The sequence below is a fragment of the Gloeomargarita sp. SKYB120 genome, assembly GCA_025062155.1.
Taxonomy (GTDB): domain Bacteria; phylum Cyanobacteriota; class Cyanobacteriia; order Gloeomargaritales; family Gloeomargaritaceae; genus Gloeomargarita.
This window is the reverse complement of sequence record JANXAM010000003.1, coordinates 98,906-117,951: the sequence shown is the minus strand read 5'-3', so window position 1 is coordinate 117,951 and position 19,046 is coordinate 98,906. Positions and strand designations below refer to the sequence as shown.

The window sequence follows — 19,046 nt, the reverse complement described above, 5'->3', positions numbered from 1 at the left end:
AGGTGGAAGGCAAACTATGAGCTACCGGATGAGCCGGCGGGCCTACGCCGATACCTATGGACCAACGGTCGGAGACCGGGTACGCCTGGCTGACACGGAACTCTTCATAGAGGTGGAAAAGGATTTCACTATCTACGGGGAGGAGGTGAAATTCGGCGGGGGGAAGGTGATTCGGGATGGCATGGGGCAATCACCTATCTCGCGGGGCGCTGGGGCGATGGACACGGTGATCACCAACGCCCTCATCCTGGACTGGTGGGGCATTGTCAAGGCGGATGTGGGGATTAAAGACGGTAAGATTGCGGCTATCGGTAAAGCCGGTAACCCCTACACCCAAGATGGGGTGACCATCATCATTGGGCCGGGAACTGAGATTATTGCTGGAGAAGGCTTGATCCTGACGGCGGGGGGCATTGATACGCACATTCATTTCATTTGTCCCCAGCAAATTGAAGTGGCTCTCGCTTCGGGCATCACCACCATGATTGGCGGCGGCACGGGACCGGCAGTAGGAACCTGCGCCACCACCTGCACCCCTGGACCTTGGCATATCTACCGTATGTTGGAGGCCGCCGATGGCTTTCCCATCAACCTCGGGTTTTTGGGCAAGGGCAACAGCGCCAAACCAGAAGGACTGCGGGAACAAATCCGGGCGGGCGCCATTGGCTTGAAACTCCATGAGGACTGGGGCTCGACCCCCGCCGCCATTGATGTGTGCTTAGGCGTGGCCGAAGAGTTTGACGTGCAGGTGGCGATTCACACTGACACCTTGAACGAGGCGGGCTTTGTGGAGGATACGATTCGGGCCTTTAAAGGGCGGGTGATTCACACCTACCACACCGAGGGCGCTGGCGGAGGCCATGCACCCGACATCATCAAAGTCTGTGGCGAACCAAACGTTTTACCCTCTTCGACCAACCCCACCCGTCCCTACACCGTCAACACCCTGGAAGAGCATCTGGATATGTTGATGGTGTGCCACCACCTAGACCCCAACATTCCGGAAGATGTGGCCTTTGCCGAATCCCGCATCCGCCGCGAAACCATTGCCGCTGAAGACATCCTGCACGACATGGGGGCGCTGAGCATCATCTCTTCCGACTCCCAAGCGATGGGCCGGGTGGGGGAAGTAATCATTCGCACCTGGCAGACCGCCCACAAGATGAAGGTGCAGCGGGGACCGTTGCCGGAAGAGGAGCGAGCTGACAACTTCCGGGTACGGCGCTACGTGGCCAAGTACACCATTAACCCCGCCATCACCCACGGGATTGCCCGCTATGTGGGGTCGGTGGAGGTGGGGAAATTCGCCGACCTGTGTCTCTGGAAACCGGCGTTTTTTGGGGTCAAACCGGAAATGGTGCTCAAAGCGGGTGCAATTGTTTGGAGTCAAATGGGCGATGCCAACGCCAGTATCCCCACGCCTCAGCCGGTGCATATGCGGCCCATGTTTGCCAGTTTTGGCCGCTGCAGCTACAGCACGTCGTTTACGTTTGTCTCCAAAGTGGCCCTGGAGGAGGGCGTTCCCCAGCAGTTGGGCTTGCAAAAGCGGGTACTGCCAGTGGAAAACATCCGCCGTTTGAGCAAGAAGGATTTAAAGCTCAACGACGCGCTCCCCCACATCGAGGTGGACCCCGAAACCTACATCGTGCGGGCCAATGGAGAAGTTCTGACCTGCGAGCCAGCCAAGGAACTACCCATGGCCCAGCGGTACTTCCTCTTTTAGTTGCCAGACGCGGGGGAGACAGGCGGGCCGGTGGGCATATTCCTGCCGCAGCGCTTGCCACAGGGATATGAAGTAGTGTTTGCACTCGGCGGTAGACCTGCCCCGATACCGGCCCATCAGGCCCTTGAGCAAACGGGTCAGCGCTATCTCACCGGCACACGTCGCCAGCAACTCGCGCAGCTTGCCTACTCTATCGGCGGTCACTTCCCAGCCCACCAGCCAAAACGTGCCCACCACCGGTTGACCCGCCAGGGCGTTGGGGCTGTCTAAAAACTCCGGTGTCCCCCTCAGAAATTGCCGGTCAATCCACAGGGGTTGGTCCTGGCACCAGATTTCCGTGTAACTGCGCCAAGTGCCCCCCAGGAAGCGTTCCCCCCGCGCTGTCCGTCCGAAGCGGTAAATTTCCCAGCCACAACAGAGCGCCGTCGGATGCAGTTCAATTAGCAAATGCTGGTGGAACTGGGCGCCGGCAAACAGGATGGTTTCCTGGGGAAACAGTTCCAGAATCGCCTGGGCCTCCACCCGCCAGTGGCTCTTGCTCACCTGCCGGACTTCAGGCGCCAGGCTGCGATAAACCTTGCCGGCGGTGGCAGTGGTCCAGCACACCCTAGTTCCTGCTTGCAAATGCCCCCGGAGCCAGAGTTGGTCGCCACCCACCATCCCCCCACCAAGTTGCAGCGCCACTGTATGGCACCAGTCAGGGCCTTCCGGGTAAAACGGGCGCTGGAGTTGCCAGGGCGTGGTCACGTAAGCGGACGTTAAAACGGTGGCTGTCTCCTGGCGGCTCCAAGTTGCGATGAGTTCCCCCTGCCAGTAACCCACCCTCAGCTCCGAAACAGACGGCTGTATTGGGTCTCATGGTACATGCTGGCCAGCCCCAGGCCAATCGTGCAGCTTTCTAGCTCGCCAGCTTCCTTCGTGAGCAGGTCGCTTTGCTCCTGGATGAGCGGATGCAGGCGAAAGAGCATTTTTTGTCCTTCAGTCTGGCCTATCGGAATGGTGCGAATGCCAGCGCTGATGATATTGGCCGTCCAACTAAACAGATAAATCTTGAGACTGTCTGCCAGGGAAATGCCCCACTGGTAAGCCGTCACCGCGAAGGCCACCCCATAGTTGCAGGGCTGGAGAGCAGTTGTTATCCAGGACGGAAACAAACCCATGTCCTTTAACAACTTAATGAGCGCATTGCCCATTTGCCAGCTTTGATACCGCAGCTCTTCCGTATCCCGTTGCGCCGATAGCCACTGGTTCCAATAGGCCAAGGCAGTAGGGTCCGCCTGCTCCATCACCCCATACAGCCGCCGGAGCACCCGCCCGTCCAACTGCACGGAGCCATACTGCAACTCGTGGCGCAGCCACTGTTCCAAGTCTGCGGCGCTGCGGATCACACCCCGTTCCACCAGCCATTCGACGCCTTCCGAGTAGCTATAGGCCCCCACAGGAAGCGCCGGGCTAGCCAGTTGCAGCATCGCCAGCAGATTCGTGCCGTTCAATGGTGGTGGTAAGCGCCGGTTTCCGGGTAAAAGGGTGCTGTTTCTTCTATCACCGATAATCCCATCTCCCGCAACATATCGGCTAGGACTGGGTCAGGGGCAAGCCGCAACCACTGTTCGCTGAGCTGCAACGGCACATGGCGGTTGCCCAGGTGATAGGCCGCCCGCAACAGTAACAGGGGATGACAAGCTGTCACCGTGAGTACCGGCTCCGGTCGTGCTGTTACCTGCAACACCCAATGGCGCGCCGGCACATGCAATAAATCTTCGTCTTGAAGATGAAGGCCCCGAGGCAATTCCAAATAGACCTGTTCCCCCTGGGGGTCTTGCCAACTCAAAAGGCGCTTGCGTCGCTCCTCTGCCGTCAAGGCTAACGTCCCTGTCACCGGCGCTGACGTACCCCGCTCCAGTAACACAGCAGCGTAGGTAGCCATTGTTACGAATCGTCCTTTGGGCTATCTTTACCATCGCATTATAGGGGTTAGGAGCAACAGAAATGGCGGTCTTACACGTCGGCATTGCTGGACCCGTAGGGTCAGGAAAAACCGCCCTAGCGGAAGCGCTTTGCAAATCACTACGGGATAAGTACAGCATTGCCGTGGTGACCAATGACATTTACACCAAGGAGGACGCTCTCATCTTGACCCGCGCCCAAGCTCTCAGTCCTGACCGGATTGTCGGCGTCGAGACCGGCGGTTGCCCCCACACCGCCATTCGGGATGATGTGTCCATCAATCTAGCGGCGATTCAAGCCCTAGAACAACAGTTTCCCGACCTGGAACTGCTGCTGGTCGAAAGCGGCGGCGACAATCTCTCAGCCACCTTTAGCCCCGAACTGGTGGACATTACCATCTTTGTCATTGACGTGGCCGCCGGCGACAAGATTCCCCGCAAGGGCGGCCCTGGCATCACCAAATCCGACCTGCTGGTGATTAACAAGATTGACCTAGCGCCCTACGTCGGCGCTGACCTGCAGGTGATGGAGCGAGATGCCCGCAAAATGCGCGGCGATAAACCCTTTGTCTTTACCAATCTCAAGACAGGATTCGGACTGTCCCACGTCCTCGACTTCCTGTTGCAATTCCTTCCCCAGAAAACTGTTCGGGTTTGACCTGAAGTTTTTGTATAGTTGGATACAGTTAATTGCCTGGCCTTTGGCTGATGATGGCCCATAGTCTGAATTGTGTCTGTAGTGACAAATTCATGCTGTTCAAAGCTGTTAGTTTTACAGATGAGGAGGACGGTCTTTCATGACTGGGATTAAGCGTCGTCGTTTTTTGGTTTCAGGCTCCCTATTTGTAGGCACAAGTGTGTTGATGAAAGCCTGTGGTACACCACCGGGGCCAGGGGCCGGCGACACAATCAAAGTTGGTATTCTGCACTCGTTGAGCGGGACGATGGCCATCAGTGAAAAAAGCGTTGTGGACGCGGAAATGCTGGCCATTGACGAGATTAATGCCGCCGGTGGGGTTCTGGGCAAAAAGATTGAGCCAATTGTAGAGGACGGCGCCTCAGACTGGCCCACGTTCGCCGAAAAAGCGAAGAAACTGATTGACCAGGATAAGGTGGCGACAGTCTTTGGTTGTTGGACGTCAGCCAGTCGCAAAGCCGTTTTGCCTGTGTTTGAAGAAAAGCAGCACATGCTCTGGTATCCCGTGCAGTACGAGGGCCAGGAGTGCTCCAAAAATATCTTCTATACCGGCGCGGCACCGAACCAGCAAATTGAACCCTCAGTGGACTGGCTCTTGAAAAACAAGGGGAAAGAATTTTTCCTCGTTGGTTCGGACTACGTTTTCCCTCGCACCGCCAACACGATTATCAAAGCCCAATTAGCAGCCAAAGGTGGCAAGGTGGTGGGGGAAGATTACGTTCCTCTGGGCAGTACGGAGGTCACGCCTATTATCACCAAAATCAAAGCCGCCTTGCCGAATGGGGGAGTGATTTATAACACGCTGAACGGGGACAGTAATGTGGCTTTCTTCAAACAGTTGAAGGGGGCAGGTTTGGGGCCAGATAAGTACCCTTCGATGTCCGTCAGTATTGCCGAGGAGGAGGTCAAGGCCATCGGGGTGGAATTCCTAAAGGGGCATTACGCTGCCTGGAATTACTTCCAGACGGTAAATACACCGGCAAGTAAAAAATTTGTGGAGAGTTTCAAGGCCAAATATGGGGCAGACCGGGTGGTGAATGACCCCATGGAAGCGGCTTACATCGCGGTTTACATGTGGAAACAGGCGGTGGAAAAGGCGGGTACCTTTGAGGACTTGGAAAAGGTGCGCCAGGCAGCCTATGGTCTCACTTTCGATGCGCCGGAAGGTCTCGTCAAAATGAACAGCAATCACCACCTGTCTAAGTTTGTGCGCATCGGTCAAGTCCGGGATGATGGCCTGTTTGACATTGTGTTTTCGACGGATAAACCGGTGGACCCGGTGCCCTGGAACCAGTACGTGGCCGAGACGAAGGGGTTTGCTTGTGATTGGTCAGACCCGGCGAAAGGAGGGAAATACAAGGTCTAATGGAGCTACTGGAGGCGGTTTTTAACGGGATTGCCACCGGTTCGGTTCTCCTGCTGGCGGCCCTGGGGTTGGCCATCACCTTCGGGCTGATGGGGGTTATCAACATGGCCCAGGGCGAATTCATGATGCTAGGGGCCTACACCACCTTTGTGGTGCAAAATGCGTTCAAAAATTGGGGACAGCCTTGGCAGGAGAGTTACGTGTTCGTGGCGCTGGTTGCGGCTTTTGCCGTCACGGCCCTGTTTGGGTTGTTCCTGGAGCGCCTGGTGGTTCGCTTCCTGTACGACCGGCCTCTAGAAACGCTGCTGGCGACCTGGGGGGTGAGTCTCATCCTGCAGCAGTTTGTCCGTAGCGTGAATTGGGCCTTGGTGGCGGGGTTGGCGGTCTTCGTCCTGCTGTTTTGGGGAGCGTTGGGCTGTTTGCAATGGCAGCGGCGACGCTTACCCGACTGGGGAAAGTGGGTATTTCTGGCCCTGGCGGCGGCGATTGGTCTCACTACGATGGTGGTGCTGGGGCGCCAGTTCGGGCTGGCGGTCAATAAACCCTGGTTTGGTGCCCAGAATGTGGATGTGACGGCGCCGGCCTGGTTGCGGACGGGGTTGCGGGTCAGCGAAACGTTGCAGCTTCCTTACACGCGCATTTTCATCATCGTGCTGACGACCCTTTGCCTGGTGGGGGTGTGGTTGTTTTTGTACCGTTCGCCGTGGGGGTTGCGCATCCGGGCGGTCACCCAAAACCGGGCCATGAGCGCCTGTCTGGGGATCAATACTGACCATGTAGATGCCTTGACGTTTGCGCTGGGGTCGGGGCTGGCGGGCATTGCCGGTTGTGCGGTGAGTTTCTTGGGGTCGGTCGGGCCGAATACCGGGCAAAACTACATCGTGGACATGTTCATGGTGGTGGTCGTGGGGGGCGTCGGCAACCTACTGGGAACCATCCTGGCGGCCTTGGGCATTGGCACGCTGAATTACTTGCTGGGTTCGGGGACGATTGCCGCCTTGGTGCAACCGCTTCCAGGCATCTATGACTTTTTCAACTTTTTTGCCAGTACCAGTATGGCCAAGGTGCTGCTGTTTGCGTTGATTGTGGCTTTCTTGCAGTACCGTCCGGCTGGTTTATTCCCGCAGCGGGGTCGTATGGTGGAGAGCTAAGGCCATGAAAAACAAGCAGCAGGCGCTCCTACTGGAAGTTGGGATAGTCATCGCTATCGCGCTGGTGCTGATGTTTGTGGTGCCGCCTGTTTTGGTGGCGTTGGGGCAAGGATTCCGGGTGAATTTGCTGGGGCGATTTTTAGCATTGGCGATTGTGGGTCTGGCGATTGATTTGATTTGGGGTTATACGGGCTTATTGAGCTTAGGTCATGGGGTGTTTTTTGGCCTGGGGGGTTATGCGCTGGCGATGCACCTGAAGTTGCAGTTTCCTCCCGATGCCGAAATCAAACTTCCCTCCTTTATGCCCCTGTATGGGGTTACGGAATTGCCCTGGTTGTGGAAGCCTTTTTTCTCTTTTCCCTTTACCGTAGCGGCGGTGATTTTGGTGCCGGCTTTGTTCGGGGCGCTAATTGGATATTTGATCTTTCGCAACCGCATCCGGGGGGTTTACTTTTCAATCCTGACCCAGGCGTTAACCATCATTTTCTTTAACTTTTTCAATGGGCAGCAGAAACTCATCAACGGCACCAATGGATTGACCGATTTCCAAACCATATTTGGCTATCGCATCAGCGACCCCCAAACCCAGATGTGGTTTTATTGGCTGACGGTGCTGGGTCTGGTAGGTGCCTATGCCCTGTGCCGGTGGTTGACCAGTGGGCGATTTGGTTGCCTATTGGTGGCGATTCGCGATGATGAACCTCGGGTGCGCATGACCGGTTACAATCCCACGACGGTCAAGGTGTTTGTTTTTGCGATTTCGGCAGCACTGGCGGGGATTGCTGGCGCCCTGTACACGCCCCAGACAGGCATCATTTCGCCAAAAGCCATGGACATTGCCTTTTCCATTGAGATGGTGATCTGGGTAGCGGTCGGGGGACGGGCTTCGCTAGTAGGCGCCATTTTGGGGACATTGGTGGTGAATTTTGCCAAAAGTTTGTTAAGTGAGACATTTCCCCAGGTCTGGTTGTTTTTCCTAGGCGGCTTATTTCTAGCGATTGTGATGCTATTGCCAGATGGCATCGTGGGCTGGCTGCGCACATCGGGTTGGGAATGGTGGGAAAAACTCACCGGCAAACGGCAATTGCGCACCTATCCCAAATTAGAACTGGAGATGGACGAGTCCTATGAACCTTCTCGAGACTGAAAACTTAACGGTTAGCTTTGATGGTTTCAAGGCTCTCAATAACTTGAACTTCTGCATGGCACCGGGAGAACTCCGCACCATTATTGGTCCCAACGGCGCTGGCAAAACCACGTTTTTGGATGTGATTACAGGGAAGGTGAAACCAACGTCAGGGCAGGTGCGGTTCAAAGGAAAAGACTTGAGCCGCTATCCAGAATTTGCCATTGCCCGTATGGGGATAGGTCGCAAGTTTCAAACGCCCCGCGTGTATCTCAAACTGTCGGTGCGGGAGAATTTGGAACTGGCCAGCAACCGTCGCAAGACGCTGTGGCACACGCTGTGGGGGCGCCCCAAACCTTCGGAACAGCGGTCGGTTCAGGAACTGCTGGCCTTTATCGGTCTGGCTAAAAAGCAAGACTGGCCGGCGGGTTTACTGTCCCACGGCGAAAAACAGTGGTTGGAAATCGGTATGTTGGTTGCCCAATCGCCAGACCTGTTGTTGGTGGATGAACCGGTGGCCGGTCTCACCGATGAAGAAACAGAGAAAACGGGCAATTTGCTGCTGTCTCTGGCGGGGGACCATTCGATTATCGTCATCGAACATGACATGGAATTTGTCCGGCAAATTGCCCAGAAAGTAACGGTCTTGCATCAAGGGACGGTGCTCTGCGAAGGAACGATTGCGGAGATTCAGTCCGACCCCCGCGTGATTGCTGTCTATTTGGGTAGCCAGGAGCAGCCAGATGTTGCATGTCAGTAACTTGGATGTTTTTTACGGCGAAAGCCACATTCTCCGGCAGGTGGACCTGAAGGTAAATCCGGGGGAAATTGTCTGTTTGATTGGCCGCAATGGGGTGGGGAAAACCACGCTTCTCAAAACCATCATGGGTTTACTGACGCCCCGCCAGGGGGACATTCGCTGGCAAAATCAGTCTCTTTTGCCCCTGCCTCCCTACGCGCGGGCGAAACTGGGGATTGGGTACGTGCCCCAGGGCCGAGAAATTCTGCCGCGCTTGACGGTACGGGAAAATCTGCTGCTGGGACTGGCGGCTCATCCGGAACCGTCGGCTGCCCTGCAAGAGAGAGCCTTGACCGAAGCCTTCACCCTGTTTCCCGCGCTCGAGGCGATGCAGCATCGCCTGGGGGGAAACTTAAGCGGCGGGCAACAACAACAGTTGGCCATTGCCAGGGCGCTGGTCAGTCATCCCCGTCTCCTGCTGCTGGATGAACCGACGGAAGGGATTCAACCTTCAATTGTGTTGGAAATCGAAGCGGCAGTCCGGCAAATTGTCAGCACCCGCGGCATTGGCGTTTTGCTGGTGGAACAGCATTTGCATTTTGTGAAGCAGGCGGATTTCTACTACGCCATGCAGAAAGGGGGGATTGTGGCGGCGGGACCCACGAGTGAACTAACGGCTGAAATTATCCAACGCTATCTGTCGGTGTAGAAGTTAAGAGATTGCCAAAAAAGCCAGGGTTGGGTTGGCCGGATTGCTAAGGTGAGAAAGGGAAGGATTCGGCAACTTGGTGATGGAAATTCCCGCAGGTTATGTGAATCTCATGGGGCGGGTGCATGGCTCGGAAGTGAACGGGCCAGGGCGACGCGCGGTAGTTTGGGTGCAGGGGTGTTACCGCGCTTGTCCGGGCTGTTTTAACCCCCAATCCTGGGCCTGGGAAATTCGCGAGCTGGTGCCGGTGCCAGAACTGGTGGACTGGATTTTGGCCGACCCCGACGATGAAGGGGTGACCTTTTCCGGTGGCGAGCCGTTTCTCCAGGCAGTGGCCTTGGCTCAGGTCGCTCGGGCTGTGAAAGCCGCCGGTCGCAATGTCATGTCCTTTAGCGGTTACACCCTCGCCGAGTTGCAAAGCCCCCAAGCCCCACCGGGCGCTGCTGATTTACTTTCCCAGCTCGATATCTTGGTAGATGGTCCCTACGTGGCGTCCCTGGCGGTCAACGACCCCCATTCCCTAGTGTCGTCACGGAACCAGCGGGTGCATGTGTTCAACCCAGCGCTCCAAAACCGGCTGGACTGGGCCAGTAACCAGGCGGAAGTGCATGTTTTGAAAGACGGCACTCGCATCTTTACCGGTTTTCTAGGCCAATTCGTTGCCGACTGACAGGGGATGCCATGAGCACGTTTCAGCAGGAAATGGAGCGGATTAAACGGGGGACGGGACAACTGTCTCAAGCGGTACCCGAAACCATGAAGGCGTTTTATGCCCTGAGCAAGTCGGCTTCGACCCCTGGCGCTCTCGACACCAAAACCAAGGAACTGATGGCCCTGGCCATTGGCGTGGTACTGCGGTGCGACGGCTGTATCGGGTTTCACACGCGGGCGGCATTGCAGGCGGGCGCGACGGCGCAGGAAATTATGGAAACCTTGAGTGTTGCAGTGATGATGGGCGGCGGCCCGGCTCTGATGTATGCGACCCACGCCCTTGACGCCCTCGCCGAATTGCAAAATCCTAGCGCCTAAGGCAAACCAGACACCGACCAACGCCGTAATAAAACTGGATGAATCTACATATTCGTTTACATTAGTGGCGTTGGAGGTTGGGTTTATGTGGAAGTTGTGGCCTGTATTGGCTGTTGCGCTCGGGTTAAGTATGGGACAGGCTGGGCCAGTTGTGGCTGGTAATGCTGGCGGCCAGCTAGGGAAAACGTCGGTTGTGGCGACAGGCAATCCTGGCCAACAAGCGGCGACTCAAGGGACAATTGTGCAAGTGGCGCAGCAGGCGGGTCAGTTCAAGACTTTGGTGCAGGCGGTGCAGGCAGCAGGATTGGTGGACGTGTTATCCGGTCCTGGGCCGTTTACTGTATTTGCACCGACGGATGAAGCCTTCGCCGCGTTGCCCAAGGGGACGTTGGAGAGTCTGCTTAAACCGGAAAACCGGGACAGGCTACGGGCAATTTTGACCTATCACGTGGTGCCGGGGCGGGTTACGTCTAAAGACCTGAAGGCGGGGCCGCTCAAAACGGTGCAGGGGCAATCGCTCACGGTGAGTCTCATGGGCCAACCCCGAGTGGACAACGCTCGCATCATCAAGACGGACATTCCCGCCAGCAACGGGGTGATCCATGTGATCGACCGGGTGGTGTTGCCGAAGTAACGGCTAGGTTGGCATGCTTAAGCAGCAGGCAAGGCGAAAACGTTAAGGTTTCCAGTTGCTGCTCATGCCAAACATTGTGTGCTTAGGCGATAGCTGAGCTGCTTGGGTTGGCCAAGAAGATGACAGGAAAACCCAAGACGGGGCTACGCCCTGCGACCCTGAGACATGACAAGCATAGATGACTTAGCTATATCAGTCGCAGGGCAAAGCTCGGTTTCTTTTGATGACAATCTAAGGTGGTTTAGCTACAGGGGTCTTGGCAAAGGCCACTGCTAACCCTGCTCCACCGGACTGTCACGGTCACCCAGACATTCTAGGGTTTTGAGTACCTCCTCATCGGTCAATTGCCGGAAGTCCTCGTACCAGAGGCCGATGCCGTCTAGCTCTAAAGGGGCGACCAGATAAACCACTTCATCCGCTTCCTGCCGCAACGTCGCCAGGCTCTCTAGGGCAATGACGGGTGCAGCAACCACAATACGCTCCGGTTGATGCCGGCGGACAACGCGCACAGCAACGAGCATGGTGGCGCCAGTGGCCACGCCATCATCGGTGAGGATGACCACCCGGTTGTGCAACGCAAGGGGGGGGCGACCAGCCCGGTAGCGCTGTTCTCGCCGGTCCACTTCTTGCCTTTCCCGCGCAATCACCGCTCTGATTTCTTCGTCTGTAATTCCCAGGGCATTAATCAGCGCTTGCCATAGGACAACCTCTCCGCCCCCAATAGCGCCCATCGCCAGTTCCGGCTGCCGAGGGACACCCAGCTTGCGCACCACCAGTACCTCCAGCGGTAGATGGAGATAACGAGCGATTTCCGCGCCGATGGGGACACCACCTCGGGGCAATGCCAGCACAATACCGTTGGAATGACGCGCATAATGCTCCAGCCGGTGGGCCAGTTGGCGACCCGCCTCAACCCGATTGCGAAAAGCAGGGAATTTCATTGTGGGACGTCCCAGGGATAAACGCTGAGCGAGGAACACCAGGGCAATGGTTAAACCAGCGGATAAAAACAGAGGCACGGTTGTCTCTACGATCCAAGTTACGCGATTTCCCTGGGAGTTGGCTGGGGTCCCACTGCTCAGCTTGGGTGGCGCCACGGGGACGCTCGTTGCACCTCCCCCCTACTTGGAACCCTACGACATGAGCTTAGTGTGGCTGAAATTGCGGGGACTGGATTTGAACCAGTGACCTTTGGGTTATGAGCCCAACGAGCTACCAGGCTGCTCTACCCCGCGGTGCAGATATGTATCATAACGCAATTTCTCGGGTACTGACAAGTTCGTTACAGCAAGGACAATTCCCCCTGCACCTCTAGCCGCACGTAGGGCCCCAATTGGACGAACTGTTCTGCTAGGCGCTCACGGATGCTTGGGGAAATCCAACCCAACTGGTGCAGGAGATGAATGGCGGTGGCATATTTGGCGCGTTTCGCGCCGTCTAGCACTCGAATCGCCAAGCCCATCCCCGTTTCCAGATGCGCGAGACACTGCACCCCTTCAGCCCCGGCCTTGCTTACAAGGGTTCCCTGGGTCGCCAGCATGAGTTCGGTGTCGAAATGGCCAACACCCGCCACCAATTCCGCATGTTGGGTCATCGCCCGGCTGATCTGCGCCAGTCCCAGGTGTTGTCCCGTCGCCAAACGACTGTACAGGGCGGCCAGTTGATGGAGTTGCAAAAGATAGGTGGGTGCGCCGCAGTCGTCATGCACGGCAATGAATTCAGCGCCGGGTACGCCCAGTAGCTCGCCCACCTGGCGGAGAATCAACTCCTGCACCGGGTGTTGCCGCTGGAGATAGGTGTGACGGGGCCAATCATAGCGAGCGCATACGGCTAACATCCCCGCGTGTTTACCAGAACAGCCATGCTCCAATGCACTGCGTTTGCCAGGGGGCACGGGGCACTGGAGTTCTGCCGGGTCAATATCCGCCTGCCAGAGGATGCGAAACACCTGGCGGGTAGCAGCTACCTGCCCCTGATGCGAACTGCAAATAACCGCCAAATCCCGTTCTCCCAGGTGAAAGTGCTCGAGTGTCCCGGTGGTGACGACCGCCAGCGCTTGGAAGGGTTTGAGGCTACTGCGGGCAAAGGTTGTCGTTTCCCCATCCCCGGCGACCGCCAACAACCGTCCTCGTTCATCGGCCAAGGCGGCGTGGACATAGTGCAATGACTCGGGAATGCCCTCCCGCAACAGATGCACGGTGAGGGGTTCCGCCTGGGTGCGTTTTCCCCGCGCTACCGCCACAGCCACCCCAATCCCATAAGCACGGCGTACAGCAGGGCTACACCCGCGAGACTCCACCGCAATCGCCGCAGCAGGGGTCCCACCTCATAGATGCTCACCAGTCGTTCCTGCGCCAACAGCGTCGGGGGTTTTTCCCACGTTCGTCCATCATACCAGCCAGATTCCTCGTACACGATGGTACGACTGGCCAAGCGTTGCTGGACATATCGCCATCCCAGGTACAGCCGCAACAGCAAAAAACTCGGCAGGAGACCCGCGCCCGCGACCGAAGCGCAACCAAACAGCCACGGTTGTCGCCAGGGGTCAAAGCTGGCTGCCGCCACCGGCAGTGCCACAAGCGCCCCTAACCCCGCCGCTGCCAGGAGTCGCCGCACATAGGCCCCCCAACTCAAGGCCGGCCAGCAATAAAACCAGGAATCCCGCAGAGTTCGATATTCCTGAAGTGGCTGTTGCTCAAGAGGGACTGGGCAAAGGGACATGGCGGGCCATCAAGACTGTCTTCTCGCATTTTAATCCGTCTCTTTGGCCCCTGCAGCGGGCGTTAAGATGGAGAGAAAAGGTGGGAATGACTATGGCGCGCTGGGTTTGGCTGGGATTGGGACTGCTCCTGGCGATGCAACCGGTACTAGCCCAAGGCGGCGGTGGTGGGGGGAATCGAGGTGAACCGTCGGCTTACCGGCCCTGGCAAGAGGTGGTGCAGATGGAAGTGGACCGGGCTTTTCGCCACACGACCTTGCTGTTGAATCTCTTGCTGCTGGTGCTGGTGCTGTTGCTAGTGGCGACAGGCATGGGATTGTGGTGGTTGCGCCGCAGCATTCTCCAGCAATTGGTTCAAATGGCCGCTGACCAAGCCCGACAACCCATGCGCACCCAAGCAGAAACCATCGTGGCGGAGGTGTTGGCCCAGCAACTGACTCACTACCAGCTCACGCTGGCCGCCCTCGCCGCCCAGAGCCGCCAAGCCCTGGAGCAGGAGTGGCAAAAGCGGCTGCACGCTCTGGAGGTGACCGAACCCCTGACTGCCGTCCCACCCACGCCATCACCGCTGGAACGCCTGCGCCAGTGGCTCGCCCAGGAGAGTCTTGAGTTGCCCGCAGACTTATCCCAGCAGCTTGAGCAATTCCGGCCAGACCAACCCACCTTGAGCGCTCAGGATTGCCTGCTGCTTGGGCGGGTTTGGCAACGCTTGGGGCGATGGGACCATGCCGTGGCTTACTTGCAACAGGCTAGTCAAAAGCAACCGGACGCCTGGGAAGTGTGGTATCACTTGGGGGTGGCCTTCAGCTATGGCCAGCGCTACAACGACGCCCTGACCTGTTTTGAGAAGGCCCTAGCGCTGCAACCTCAAGCCAGCCAGATTCAGCAACAGCGGGAGCAAATGCTGGAAAAAATGGGCTAAAGGGTTTGGGCCCGCTGGTAGGCCGCCTGCACCGTCTGCATCAAAAGCCCCCGCACACCCTGGGATTCCAAACACAACAGACCGGCTGCCGTGGTTCCTGCTGGACTCATCACTTGGGCCTTCAGCTCCGCTGGCGTGATGTCCTGCTGCTGGAGCAGCGCCACGGTCCCAGCAACCGTCTGCACCGCCAACTGGGTGGCCAATGCGCGGGGTAAGCCCACCAGCACGCCGCCGTCAATCAATCCCTCCACCAGCACCGCCACGTAGGCCGGTCCTGAGCCGGCTAGGGCCGTCACGGCATTCATGTAGGTTTCTGGCACCGTCACCACCTGGCCGACAGCGCGAAACAGTCGCTCCACCCACGCTTTTTGCTCTTCATTCACCTGCTGTCCCCAAGCCACCGCCGTGATTCCCGCCCGCACTCGCACCGGCGCGTTAGGCATCGCGCGCACCCAAGCCGCTTCCGGCACAGCTTGCTCTAAAGTCACGAGAGCCACTCCCGCCAGCACCGACACTAGGACTGCTTGCGGTTGGGCGTGACGAAGGGCTGGCGCAATTTGGCTGAACTGATGAGGTTTCACCGCGACAAGTACCCCTTCGCTAGCAGCGGCGGCGACCCGATTTTCACTGCTGACCGCCACTCCATAGGTCTCCTGCCAGTACCGTCGCCGTTCCAAACGGGGATGGCTAACGACCACTTCCCCAGGGGCAAGCAATTTTTCCGACAACCAACCCTGGACGAGGGCTTCGGCCAAAGCGCCCCCGCCAATGATGCCCAACCGGTTGGTCATCCCCTACTGAGCCAAGTAGGCCGGCATGGACTCTGGCGTCCAAATCGGCGGCGTGTTGCGCAGAGAACTGGGCGCCTCCAGGGGCGTCGGATTGGGAATCGAGGTCCGCGTGGTCACCTGCACCCCGCTGGGCGTGAAGAGAAAAATGCTCTCCCCCAGTCGCTCCTGGTGCCCATCAATGGCATAGGTGCCGCCGGCGACAAAGTCCACCGCCCGCTGGGCCAGCTCCGGTTCCATCAGCGTGACGTTGAGCACCACCGATTTCCGCTCCCGCAGGGCTTGAATCGCCTGGGGCATTTCCTCAAACGAACGCGGCTCCATCACTACCACCTCAAAGGGCTGGTTGTGGGCCGTCGGCAAACCAATCACGTTGTTCATCGGCGTTCGGGAGGTAGAGGGTTCTGGGGTAGTGGTCACCGGCGAACGTTCCCGTCGGCGCGGGGCGTCCCGGTACTCGGTCGTTGGTGGCGTCATGGGTGTAGGAGCGCTCTGAGATTGACCGGGGTCGTAGTCGTACTCCACCGGTTCTCCCAGGCTGATCCATTCCCGCAAGCGTTTTAGCAGTTGCATGGGATGTGTACTCCCGCTACAGGCGTATAGGTAGACATTAAAGCATCAACCAGGTGTTGAGGAGGCAAAGCGTTTGTCAGCCATTGGTAGAGCCTGTGCATCATCAAACCTTGACCGGTCACCCTTGCAGGTGATTGGCCAGGTGTTGGCCTACCAATGTACTTTAATACAAGGGATGATACCTGAACCGTAACCCTTTTTTTCGTCAAAATCAATATCCACCACCCTTTTATTTTGTTGATTTTGCCCATGGACGCGCCCAAGCTCACCGGTTTCGAGTCATTATAGGGAGCGTTCTCGGATAGCGCGGGGGATTTTCACAAGTTTTTAACGGGTTTGCTGGGGGCGTTCGCCAAACAAGCAGCGTCCCAAACGGACCATGGTTGCGCCAGCGGCTATCGCGTAGGGATAATCATCGGACATGCCCATCGAGTATTCCTGGAGAGGCAATTGGCTGCTAATTTGATGGCCCAGCGCCACCAGTTCTGAAAACAGCATTTGGAGTTCCACCGGCGATAAACCCAAGGGTGCAATGGTCATTAACCCCTTGATGCGTACGTGGCGCAATTGGGCCAACGCTGGTAACGCTTGGAGCAATGCAGGCACAGTCCAGCCGTACTTGTTGGGGTCGGGACGGAGTTTCACCTGCAGGAGCAACTGGACGGGGCGCTGCAGGGTTTGATTGAGGTGGTCGAGCCGTTGCGCCAGGGCCAGGTCGTCCACGCTGTGAATCCAGGAGAAGTAGGTCAGCGCTTGGCGGGCTTTGTTGCTTTGTAAATGACCAATGAAATGCCAGGTAATGTCGGGTAGATCCTGGAGCGCTTGGATTTTGGGCACGGCCTCCTGGATGCGGTTTTCCCCAAAGTCGCGTAACCCCAGATGATAGGCGTGGCGCACTAACTCCACCGGCACCTGTTTGGTCACAGCCACCACTCGCACGTGGGAAGGAATCTGGCGGCGCAGGCGCTCCCAGTTCTGGGCAAGCTGTTGTTCGGAGATCACAGCCCTTTTTCCCACTGCTGGAGTTTCTGGTACTCCTGGTGTTTGCCCAGGCGTCGCAGGTCGCGCAAGTGCATTTCCAAGAGCATCTTGGCTTGATGACGGCTCACCGGTTCGATTTCAAGCTGGTCGCCCTGGTACCGCACGTGAAAAAACAGGCGATGGGCGTACAGGGTTATGTACAGTTCACTTCCATCTCCCAGGCGGCAAATCCGGTAGAGCAGGCCAAAGTTGGGATGGTTGAGATAGGATTCGCCGGTCATGGAGTCCATCGCAAGGGCTAATTTCTCTAAAATACACGAGCGCTGCATTTTTTATGCTAAGGAGTGGGCGGACTGCTTTGCCGGACCAGGCGATGCGCTATAGTGCTGGTGAGGTTTTTCCTGACCGATGGCCCATGACGCATCCCGAACTATCGCTGCAAGCGCCCTGTGCCTACCCTGTCTTTTTCCGCACCTACAGCCGCCGGGTCAACGGACAACGGGAATCCTGGGCGCAGGTGTGCCAGCGCACGGTGGAGGATTTGGCCGTCCTGGGGCGCTTCACCCCCGAAGAAAAAGCGCTGGTGATGGAAATGCAGCAAACGCTGAAGGCGCTGACTTCAGGCCGCTGGCTATGGGTGGGGGGCACCGACTGGATTCACCGGCCAGAAAACTTCTCGGGAGCCTATAACTGCACGTCGCAGCGGATTGTGGACTGGCGCGGTTTTGGCCTGATGATGGACCTGGCGATGCAAGGTTCGGGGACGGGCGCGGTGCTGGAACCCCAATACGTCAACCAGTTGCCGCCGATTGTAACCCGTTTGGAGGTGCAAGTCGTCGGGCAGCCGGGGGATGTGCCGCCGGAGCAACGCTGGCAGGAGACCCGCATCGAACGCCAGGGCACCCAGGTAACGATTTGGGTGGGAGATTCACGGCAAGGTTGGGTGCGGGCGTATCAAAGCCTGCTGGAACTGGCCAGCGAACCAGTAGACGGGGGTGTGTGGACGGTCACCGTGGATGTGGGCCATGTGCGGCCCAAGGGGGAAGTGCTCAAAGGGTTCGGCGGGATTGCCAATCCGGCTCTGTTGCCGCCCTTGTTTCCCCGGGTGGCGCGGATTCTGAACAAGGCCGTCGGTCGGCGGTTGACGCCCTTAGAGTGTTGTTTGTTGATTGATGAGGCGGCGGCTACGATTGTGGCGGGCAATATCCGGCGCTCGGCGGGCATGCGGCAATTTGCCGCTGAAGACCAGGAGGCGGCCTACGCCAAGGCCAATCTCTGGCAACAGGACGAGCAGGGCAACTGGCGGATTGACCCGGAACGGGACGCCCTGCGCATGGCGAACCACACCCGCGTCTTTCACCGCAAACCGACGCGCGAAGAATGTGTGGAGTCCGTCCGCAGCCAGTTTTACTCTGGGGAAGGGGCGATTCAGTGGGCGGGTGAAGCGATTGCGCGGGCCAATTGTGACTTGCTGAACACGCCGGAGAAAAAGGCTCGTTTTTTGGCTCTGTATAATGAAAGTCGGGAGCAGGCCAGGGCCTACTTGCGGGAATTGCTCATTGCGCACCATCGTTCCGAGGACGCCGAAACGCCATGTTGACCAAGTTGCTGGTGACCTGGGTGGTCAATGCCCTGAGTTTGTGGATTCTCTCGCGGTTGCCGCTGGGGATTCGGCTGCAGGGATTTGGCACGGCGCTGTGGACCGCGTTGGTGCTGGGGCTGCTCAACGCCTTGGTGCGACCGGTGTTGCTGCTGCTGACGTTGCCCCTGAATCTCCTGACGCTGGGGCTGTTTACGTTGGTGATTAACGCTCTGATTTTCGCCCTGGCTGCATCGCTAGTGAAAGGCTTTCGGCTGGACAGTTGGGTGAGTGCGCTGGTCGGCCCCATCCTGTTGACCGTGCTGAATGGGGTGCTGTTTAGGCTCCTGGGGGCCTAGCCGAG

Annotated in this window: 24 protein-coding genes and 1 tRNA gene; 14 read left to right on the top strand and 11 right to left on the bottom strand. The window is 57.8% G+C overall.

Going from position 1 to position 19,046, the window contains the following annotated elements; genetic code table 11:
- Positions 1 to 16: 16 nt before the first annotated feature.
- Positions 17 to 1,723, top strand: coding sequence for an urease subunit alpha (ureC, locus tag NZ705_02380; GenBank protein ID MCS7291808.1), 1,707 nt, complete (start codon positions 17 to 19; stop codon positions 1,721 to 1,723).
- Here ureC and NZ705_02375 read toward each other — a convergent pair.
- Genes NZ705_02375 through ureE form a run of 3 tightly spaced genes read right to left on the bottom strand, consistent with a single transcriptional unit; the run spans position 1,691 to position 3,650 of the window.
- A complete protein-coding gene (locus NZ705_02375) occupies positions 1,691 to 2,545 on the bottom strand; it encodes an urease accessory protein UreD (GenBank protein ID MCS7291807.1) in 855 nt (284 codons plus the stop codon). The two genes, ureC and NZ705_02375, sit on opposite strands and share 33 nt — an antisense overlap.
- A 2-nt stretch (positions 2,546 to 2,547) precedes the next feature.
- A complete protein-coding gene (locus tag NZ705_02370) occupies positions 2,548 to 3,216 on the bottom strand; it encodes an urease accessory protein UreF (protein ID MCS7291806.1) in 669 nt (222 codons plus the stop codon).
- Entirely contained in the window at positions 3,213 to 3,650 is a 438-nt protein-coding gene (ureE, locus tag NZ705_02365; protein MCS7291805.1) for an urease accessory protein UreE, read from the bottom strand. The genes NZ705_02370 and ureE overlap by 4 nt, the downstream gene beginning before the upstream one ends.
- Before the next feature lie 62 nt (positions 3,651 to 3,712).
- Here ureE and ureG point away from each other — a divergent pair, with 62 nt between their 5' ends.
- The 9 genes from ureG to NZ705_02320 all read left to right on the top strand — a co-directional run bounded on the left by ureG (position 3,713) and on the right by NZ705_02320 (position 11,120).
- Complete coding sequence (ureG, locus tag NZ705_02360; GenBank protein ID MCS7291804.1) at positions 3,713 to 4,327, top strand: urease accessory protein UreG; 615 nt, start codon at positions 3,713 to 3,715, stop codon at positions 4,325 to 4,327.
- Between the two features lie 139 nt (positions 4,328 to 4,466).
- Positions 4,467 to 5,732 (top strand): urea ABC transporter substrate-binding protein, encoded by a 1,266-nt coding sequence (gene urtA, locus NZ705_02355; GenBank protein MCS7291803.1) that lies wholly within the window; start codon positions 4,467 to 4,469, stop codon positions 5,730 to 5,732.
- Positions 5,732 to 6,883 carry an urea ABC transporter permease subunit UrtB gene (gene urtB, locus NZ705_02350; GenBank protein ID MCS7291802.1) on the top strand — a complete coding sequence of 384 codons (1,152 nt, stop codon included), beginning with the start codon at positions 5,732 to 5,734 and terminating at the stop codon, positions 6,881 to 6,883. Before urtA ends, urtB begins: the two co-directional genes overlap by 1 nt.
- Positions 6,884 to 6,887: 4 nt before the next feature.
- A complete protein-coding gene (urtC, locus tag NZ705_02345) occupies positions 6,888 to 8,030 on the top strand; it encodes an urea ABC transporter permease subunit UrtC (protein ID MCS7291801.1) in 1,143 nt (380 codons plus the stop codon).
- On the top strand, positions 8,011 to 8,769 hold the full coding sequence (urtD, locus tag NZ705_02340) for an urea ABC transporter ATP-binding protein UrtD (GenBank protein ID MCS7291800.1): 759 nt from the start codon (positions 8,011 to 8,013) through the stop codon (positions 8,767 to 8,769). Before urtC ends, urtD begins: the two co-directional genes overlap by 20 nt.
- A complete protein-coding gene (urtE, locus tag NZ705_02335) occupies positions 8,753 to 9,457 on the top strand; it encodes an urea ABC transporter ATP-binding subunit UrtE (protein ID MCS7291799.1) in 705 nt (234 codons plus the stop codon). The genes urtD and urtE overlap by 17 nt, the downstream gene beginning before the upstream one ends.
- An 82-nt stretch (positions 9,458 to 9,539) precedes the next feature.
- Entirely contained in the window at positions 9,540 to 10,127 is a 588-nt protein-coding gene (locus NZ705_02330; protein MCS7291798.1) for a radical SAM protein, read from the top strand.
- Positions 10,128 to 10,138: 11 nt separating this feature from the next.
- Positions 10,139 to 10,486, top strand: a complete 348-nt coding sequence (locus NZ705_02325; protein MCS7291797.1) for a carboxymuconolactone decarboxylase family protein — start codon at positions 10,139 to 10,141, stop codon at positions 10,484 to 10,486.
- An 85-nt stretch (positions 10,487 to 10,571) separates the two neighbouring features.
- Positions 10,572 to 11,120: a fasciclin domain-containing protein gene (locus NZ705_02320; GenBank protein ID MCS7291796.1), complete on the top strand. Its 549-nt coding sequence runs from the start codon at positions 10,572 to 10,574 to the stop codon at positions 11,118 to 11,120.
- A 272-nt stretch (positions 11,121 to 11,392) separates the two neighbouring features.
- Here the strand turns inward: NZ705_02320 and NZ705_02315 are convergent, their stop codons facing one another.
- Positions 11,393 to 12,139, bottom strand: coding sequence for a phosphoribosyltransferase (locus tag NZ705_02315; GenBank protein ID MCS7291795.1), 747 nt, complete (start codon positions 12,137 to 12,139; stop codon positions 11,393 to 11,395).
- A 40-nt stretch (positions 12,140 to 12,179) separates the two neighbouring features.
- Here NZ705_02315 and NZ705_02310 point away from each other — a divergent pair, with 40 nt between their 5' ends.
- Entirely contained in the window at positions 12,180 to 12,308 is a 129-nt protein-coding gene (locus NZ705_02310; protein ID MCS7291794.1) for a hypothetical protein, read from the top strand.
- On the opposite strand, the gene NZ705_02305 is transcribed toward NZ705_02310, so the two are convergent.
- The 3 genes from NZ705_02305 to NZ705_02295 form a co-directional block, all read right to left on the bottom strand.
- Positions 12,282 to 12,355, bottom strand: a tRNA-Met gene (locus NZ705_02305). The two genes, NZ705_02310 and NZ705_02305, sit on opposite strands and share 27 nt — an antisense overlap.
- A 47-nt stretch (positions 12,356 to 12,402) precedes the next feature.
- Positions 12,403 to 13,368 carry an asparaginase gene (locus NZ705_02300; GenBank protein MCS7291793.1) on the bottom strand — a complete coding sequence of 322 codons (966 nt, stop codon included), beginning with the start codon at positions 13,366 to 13,368 and terminating at the stop codon, positions 12,403 to 12,405.
- Positions 13,353 to 13,841, bottom strand: coding sequence for a CGLD27 family protein (locus NZ705_02295; GenBank protein ID MCS7291792.1), 489 nt, complete (start codon positions 13,839 to 13,841; stop codon positions 13,353 to 13,355). Before NZ705_02295 ends, NZ705_02300 begins: the two co-directional genes overlap by 16 nt.
- Before the next feature lie 92 nt (positions 13,842 to 13,933).
- Between NZ705_02295 and NZ705_02290 the strand changes: the two genes are divergently transcribed.
- Entirely contained in the window at positions 13,934 to 14,761 is an 828-nt protein-coding gene (locus tag NZ705_02290) for a tetratricopeptide repeat protein (GenBank protein ID MCS7291791.1), read from the top strand.
- Here the strand turns inward: NZ705_02290 and proC are convergent.
- From proC to NZ705_02270, 4 genes are all read right to left on the bottom strand, one after another.
- Entirely contained in the window at positions 14,758 to 15,552 is a 795-nt protein-coding gene (gene proC, locus NZ705_02285; GenBank protein ID MCS7291790.1) for a pyrroline-5-carboxylate reductase, read from the bottom strand. The genes NZ705_02290 and proC overlap by 4 nt on opposite strands.
- Positions 15,553 to 15,555: 3 nt before the next feature.
- Positions 15,556 to 16,122 (bottom strand): cell division protein SepF, encoded by a 567-nt coding sequence (locus NZ705_02280; GenBank protein ID MCS7291789.1) that lies wholly within the window; start codon positions 16,120 to 16,122, stop codon positions 15,556 to 15,558.
- A 327-nt stretch (positions 16,123 to 16,449) separates the two neighbouring features.
- Positions 16,450 to 17,124: a YggS family pyridoxal phosphate-dependent enzyme gene (locus NZ705_02275; protein MCS7291788.1), complete on the bottom strand. Its 675-nt coding sequence runs from the start codon at positions 17,122 to 17,124 to the stop codon at positions 16,450 to 16,452.
- The gene (locus tag NZ705_02270; GenBank protein ID MCS7291787.1) at positions 17,121 to 17,384 is read right to left on the bottom strand and encodes a PipX family protein; all 264 of its coding nucleotides are present in this window, start codon (positions 17,382 to 17,384) and stop codon (positions 17,121 to 17,123) included. The genes NZ705_02275 and NZ705_02270 overlap by 4 nt, the downstream gene beginning before the upstream one ends.
- A gap of 134 nt (positions 17,385 to 17,518) precedes the next feature.
- Here NZ705_02270 and NZ705_02265 point away from each other — a divergent pair, with 134 nt between their 5' ends.
- Positions 17,519 to 18,703 (top strand): hypothetical protein, encoded by a 1,185-nt coding sequence (locus NZ705_02265; protein MCS7291786.1) that lies wholly within the window; start codon positions 17,519 to 17,521, stop codon positions 18,701 to 18,703.
- A complete protein-coding gene (locus NZ705_02260) occupies positions 18,697 to 19,041 on the top strand; it encodes a phage holin family protein (GenBank protein ID MCS7291785.1) in 345 nt (114 codons plus the stop codon). Before NZ705_02265 ends, NZ705_02260 begins: the two co-directional genes overlap by 7 nt.
- The last annotated feature ends 5 nt before the right edge of the window (positions 19,042 to 19,046 follow it).

Bases quoted from the DNA above. Each gene is read 5' to 3' on its own strand.
- ureC (MCS7291808.1), top strand. From the start codon at position 17: ATGAGCTACCGGATGAGCCGGCGGGCCTACGCCGATACCTATGGACCA.
- ureE (MCS7291805.1), bottom strand. From the start codon at position 3,650: ATGGCTACCTACGCTGCTGTGTTACTGGAGCGGGGTACGTCAGCGCCG.
- ureG (MCS7291804.1), top strand. From the start codon at position 3,713: ATGGCGGTCTTACACGTCGGCATTGCTGGACCCGTAGGGTCAGGAAAA.
- urtA (MCS7291803.1), top strand. From the start codon at position 4,467: ATGACTGGGATTAAGCGTCGTCGTTTTTTGGTTTCAGGCTCCCTATTT.
- urtB (MCS7291802.1), top strand. From the start codon at position 5,732: ATGGAGCTACTGGAGGCGGTTTTTAACGGGATTGCCACCGGTTCGGTT.
- urtC (MCS7291801.1), top strand. From the start codon at position 6,888: ATGAAAAACAAGCAGCAGGCGCTCCTACTGGAAGTTGGGATAGTCATC.
- urtD (MCS7291800.1), top strand. From the start codon at position 8,011: ATGAACCTTCTCGAGACTGAAAACTTAACGGTTAGCTTTGATGGTTTC.
- urtE (MCS7291799.1), top strand. From the start codon at position 8,753: ATGTTGCATGTCAGTAACTTGGATGTTTTTTACGGCGAAAGCCACATT.
- NZ705_02330 (MCS7291798.1), top strand. From the start codon at position 9,540: ATGGAAATTCCCGCAGGTTATGTGAATCTCATGGGGCGGGTGCATGGC.
- NZ705_02325 (MCS7291797.1), top strand. From the start codon at position 10,139: ATGAGCACGTTTCAGCAGGAAATGGAGCGGATTAAACGGGGGACGGGA.
- NZ705_02320 (MCS7291796.1), top strand. From the start codon at position 10,572: ATGTGGAAGTTGTGGCCTGTATTGGCTGTTGCGCTCGGGTTAAGTATG.
- NZ705_02295 (MCS7291792.1), bottom strand. From the start codon at position 13,841: ATGTCCCTTTGCCCAGTCCCTCTTGAGCAACAGCCACTTCAGGAATAT.
- NZ705_02290 (MCS7291791.1), top strand. From the start codon at position 13,934: ATGGCGCGCTGGGTTTGGCTGGGATTGGGACTGCTCCTGGCGATGCAA.
- proC (MCS7291790.1), bottom strand. From the start codon at position 15,552: ATGACCAACCGGTTGGGCATCATTGGCGGGGGCGCTTTGGCCGAAGCC.
- NZ705_02280 (MCS7291789.1), bottom strand. From the start codon at position 16,122: ATGCAACTGCTAAAACGCTTGCGGGAATGGATCAGCCTGGGAGAACCG.
- NZ705_02270 (MCS7291787.1), bottom strand. From the start codon at position 17,384: ATGACCGGCGAATCCTATCTCAACCATCCCAACTTTGGCCTGCTCTAC.
- NZ705_02265 (MCS7291786.1), top strand. From the start codon at position 17,519: ATGACGCATCCCGAACTATCGCTGCAAGCGCCCTGTGCCTACCCTGTC.
- NZ705_02260 (MCS7291785.1), top strand. From the start codon at position 18,697: ATGTTGACCAAGTTGCTGGTGACCTGGGTGGTCAATGCCCTGAGTTTG.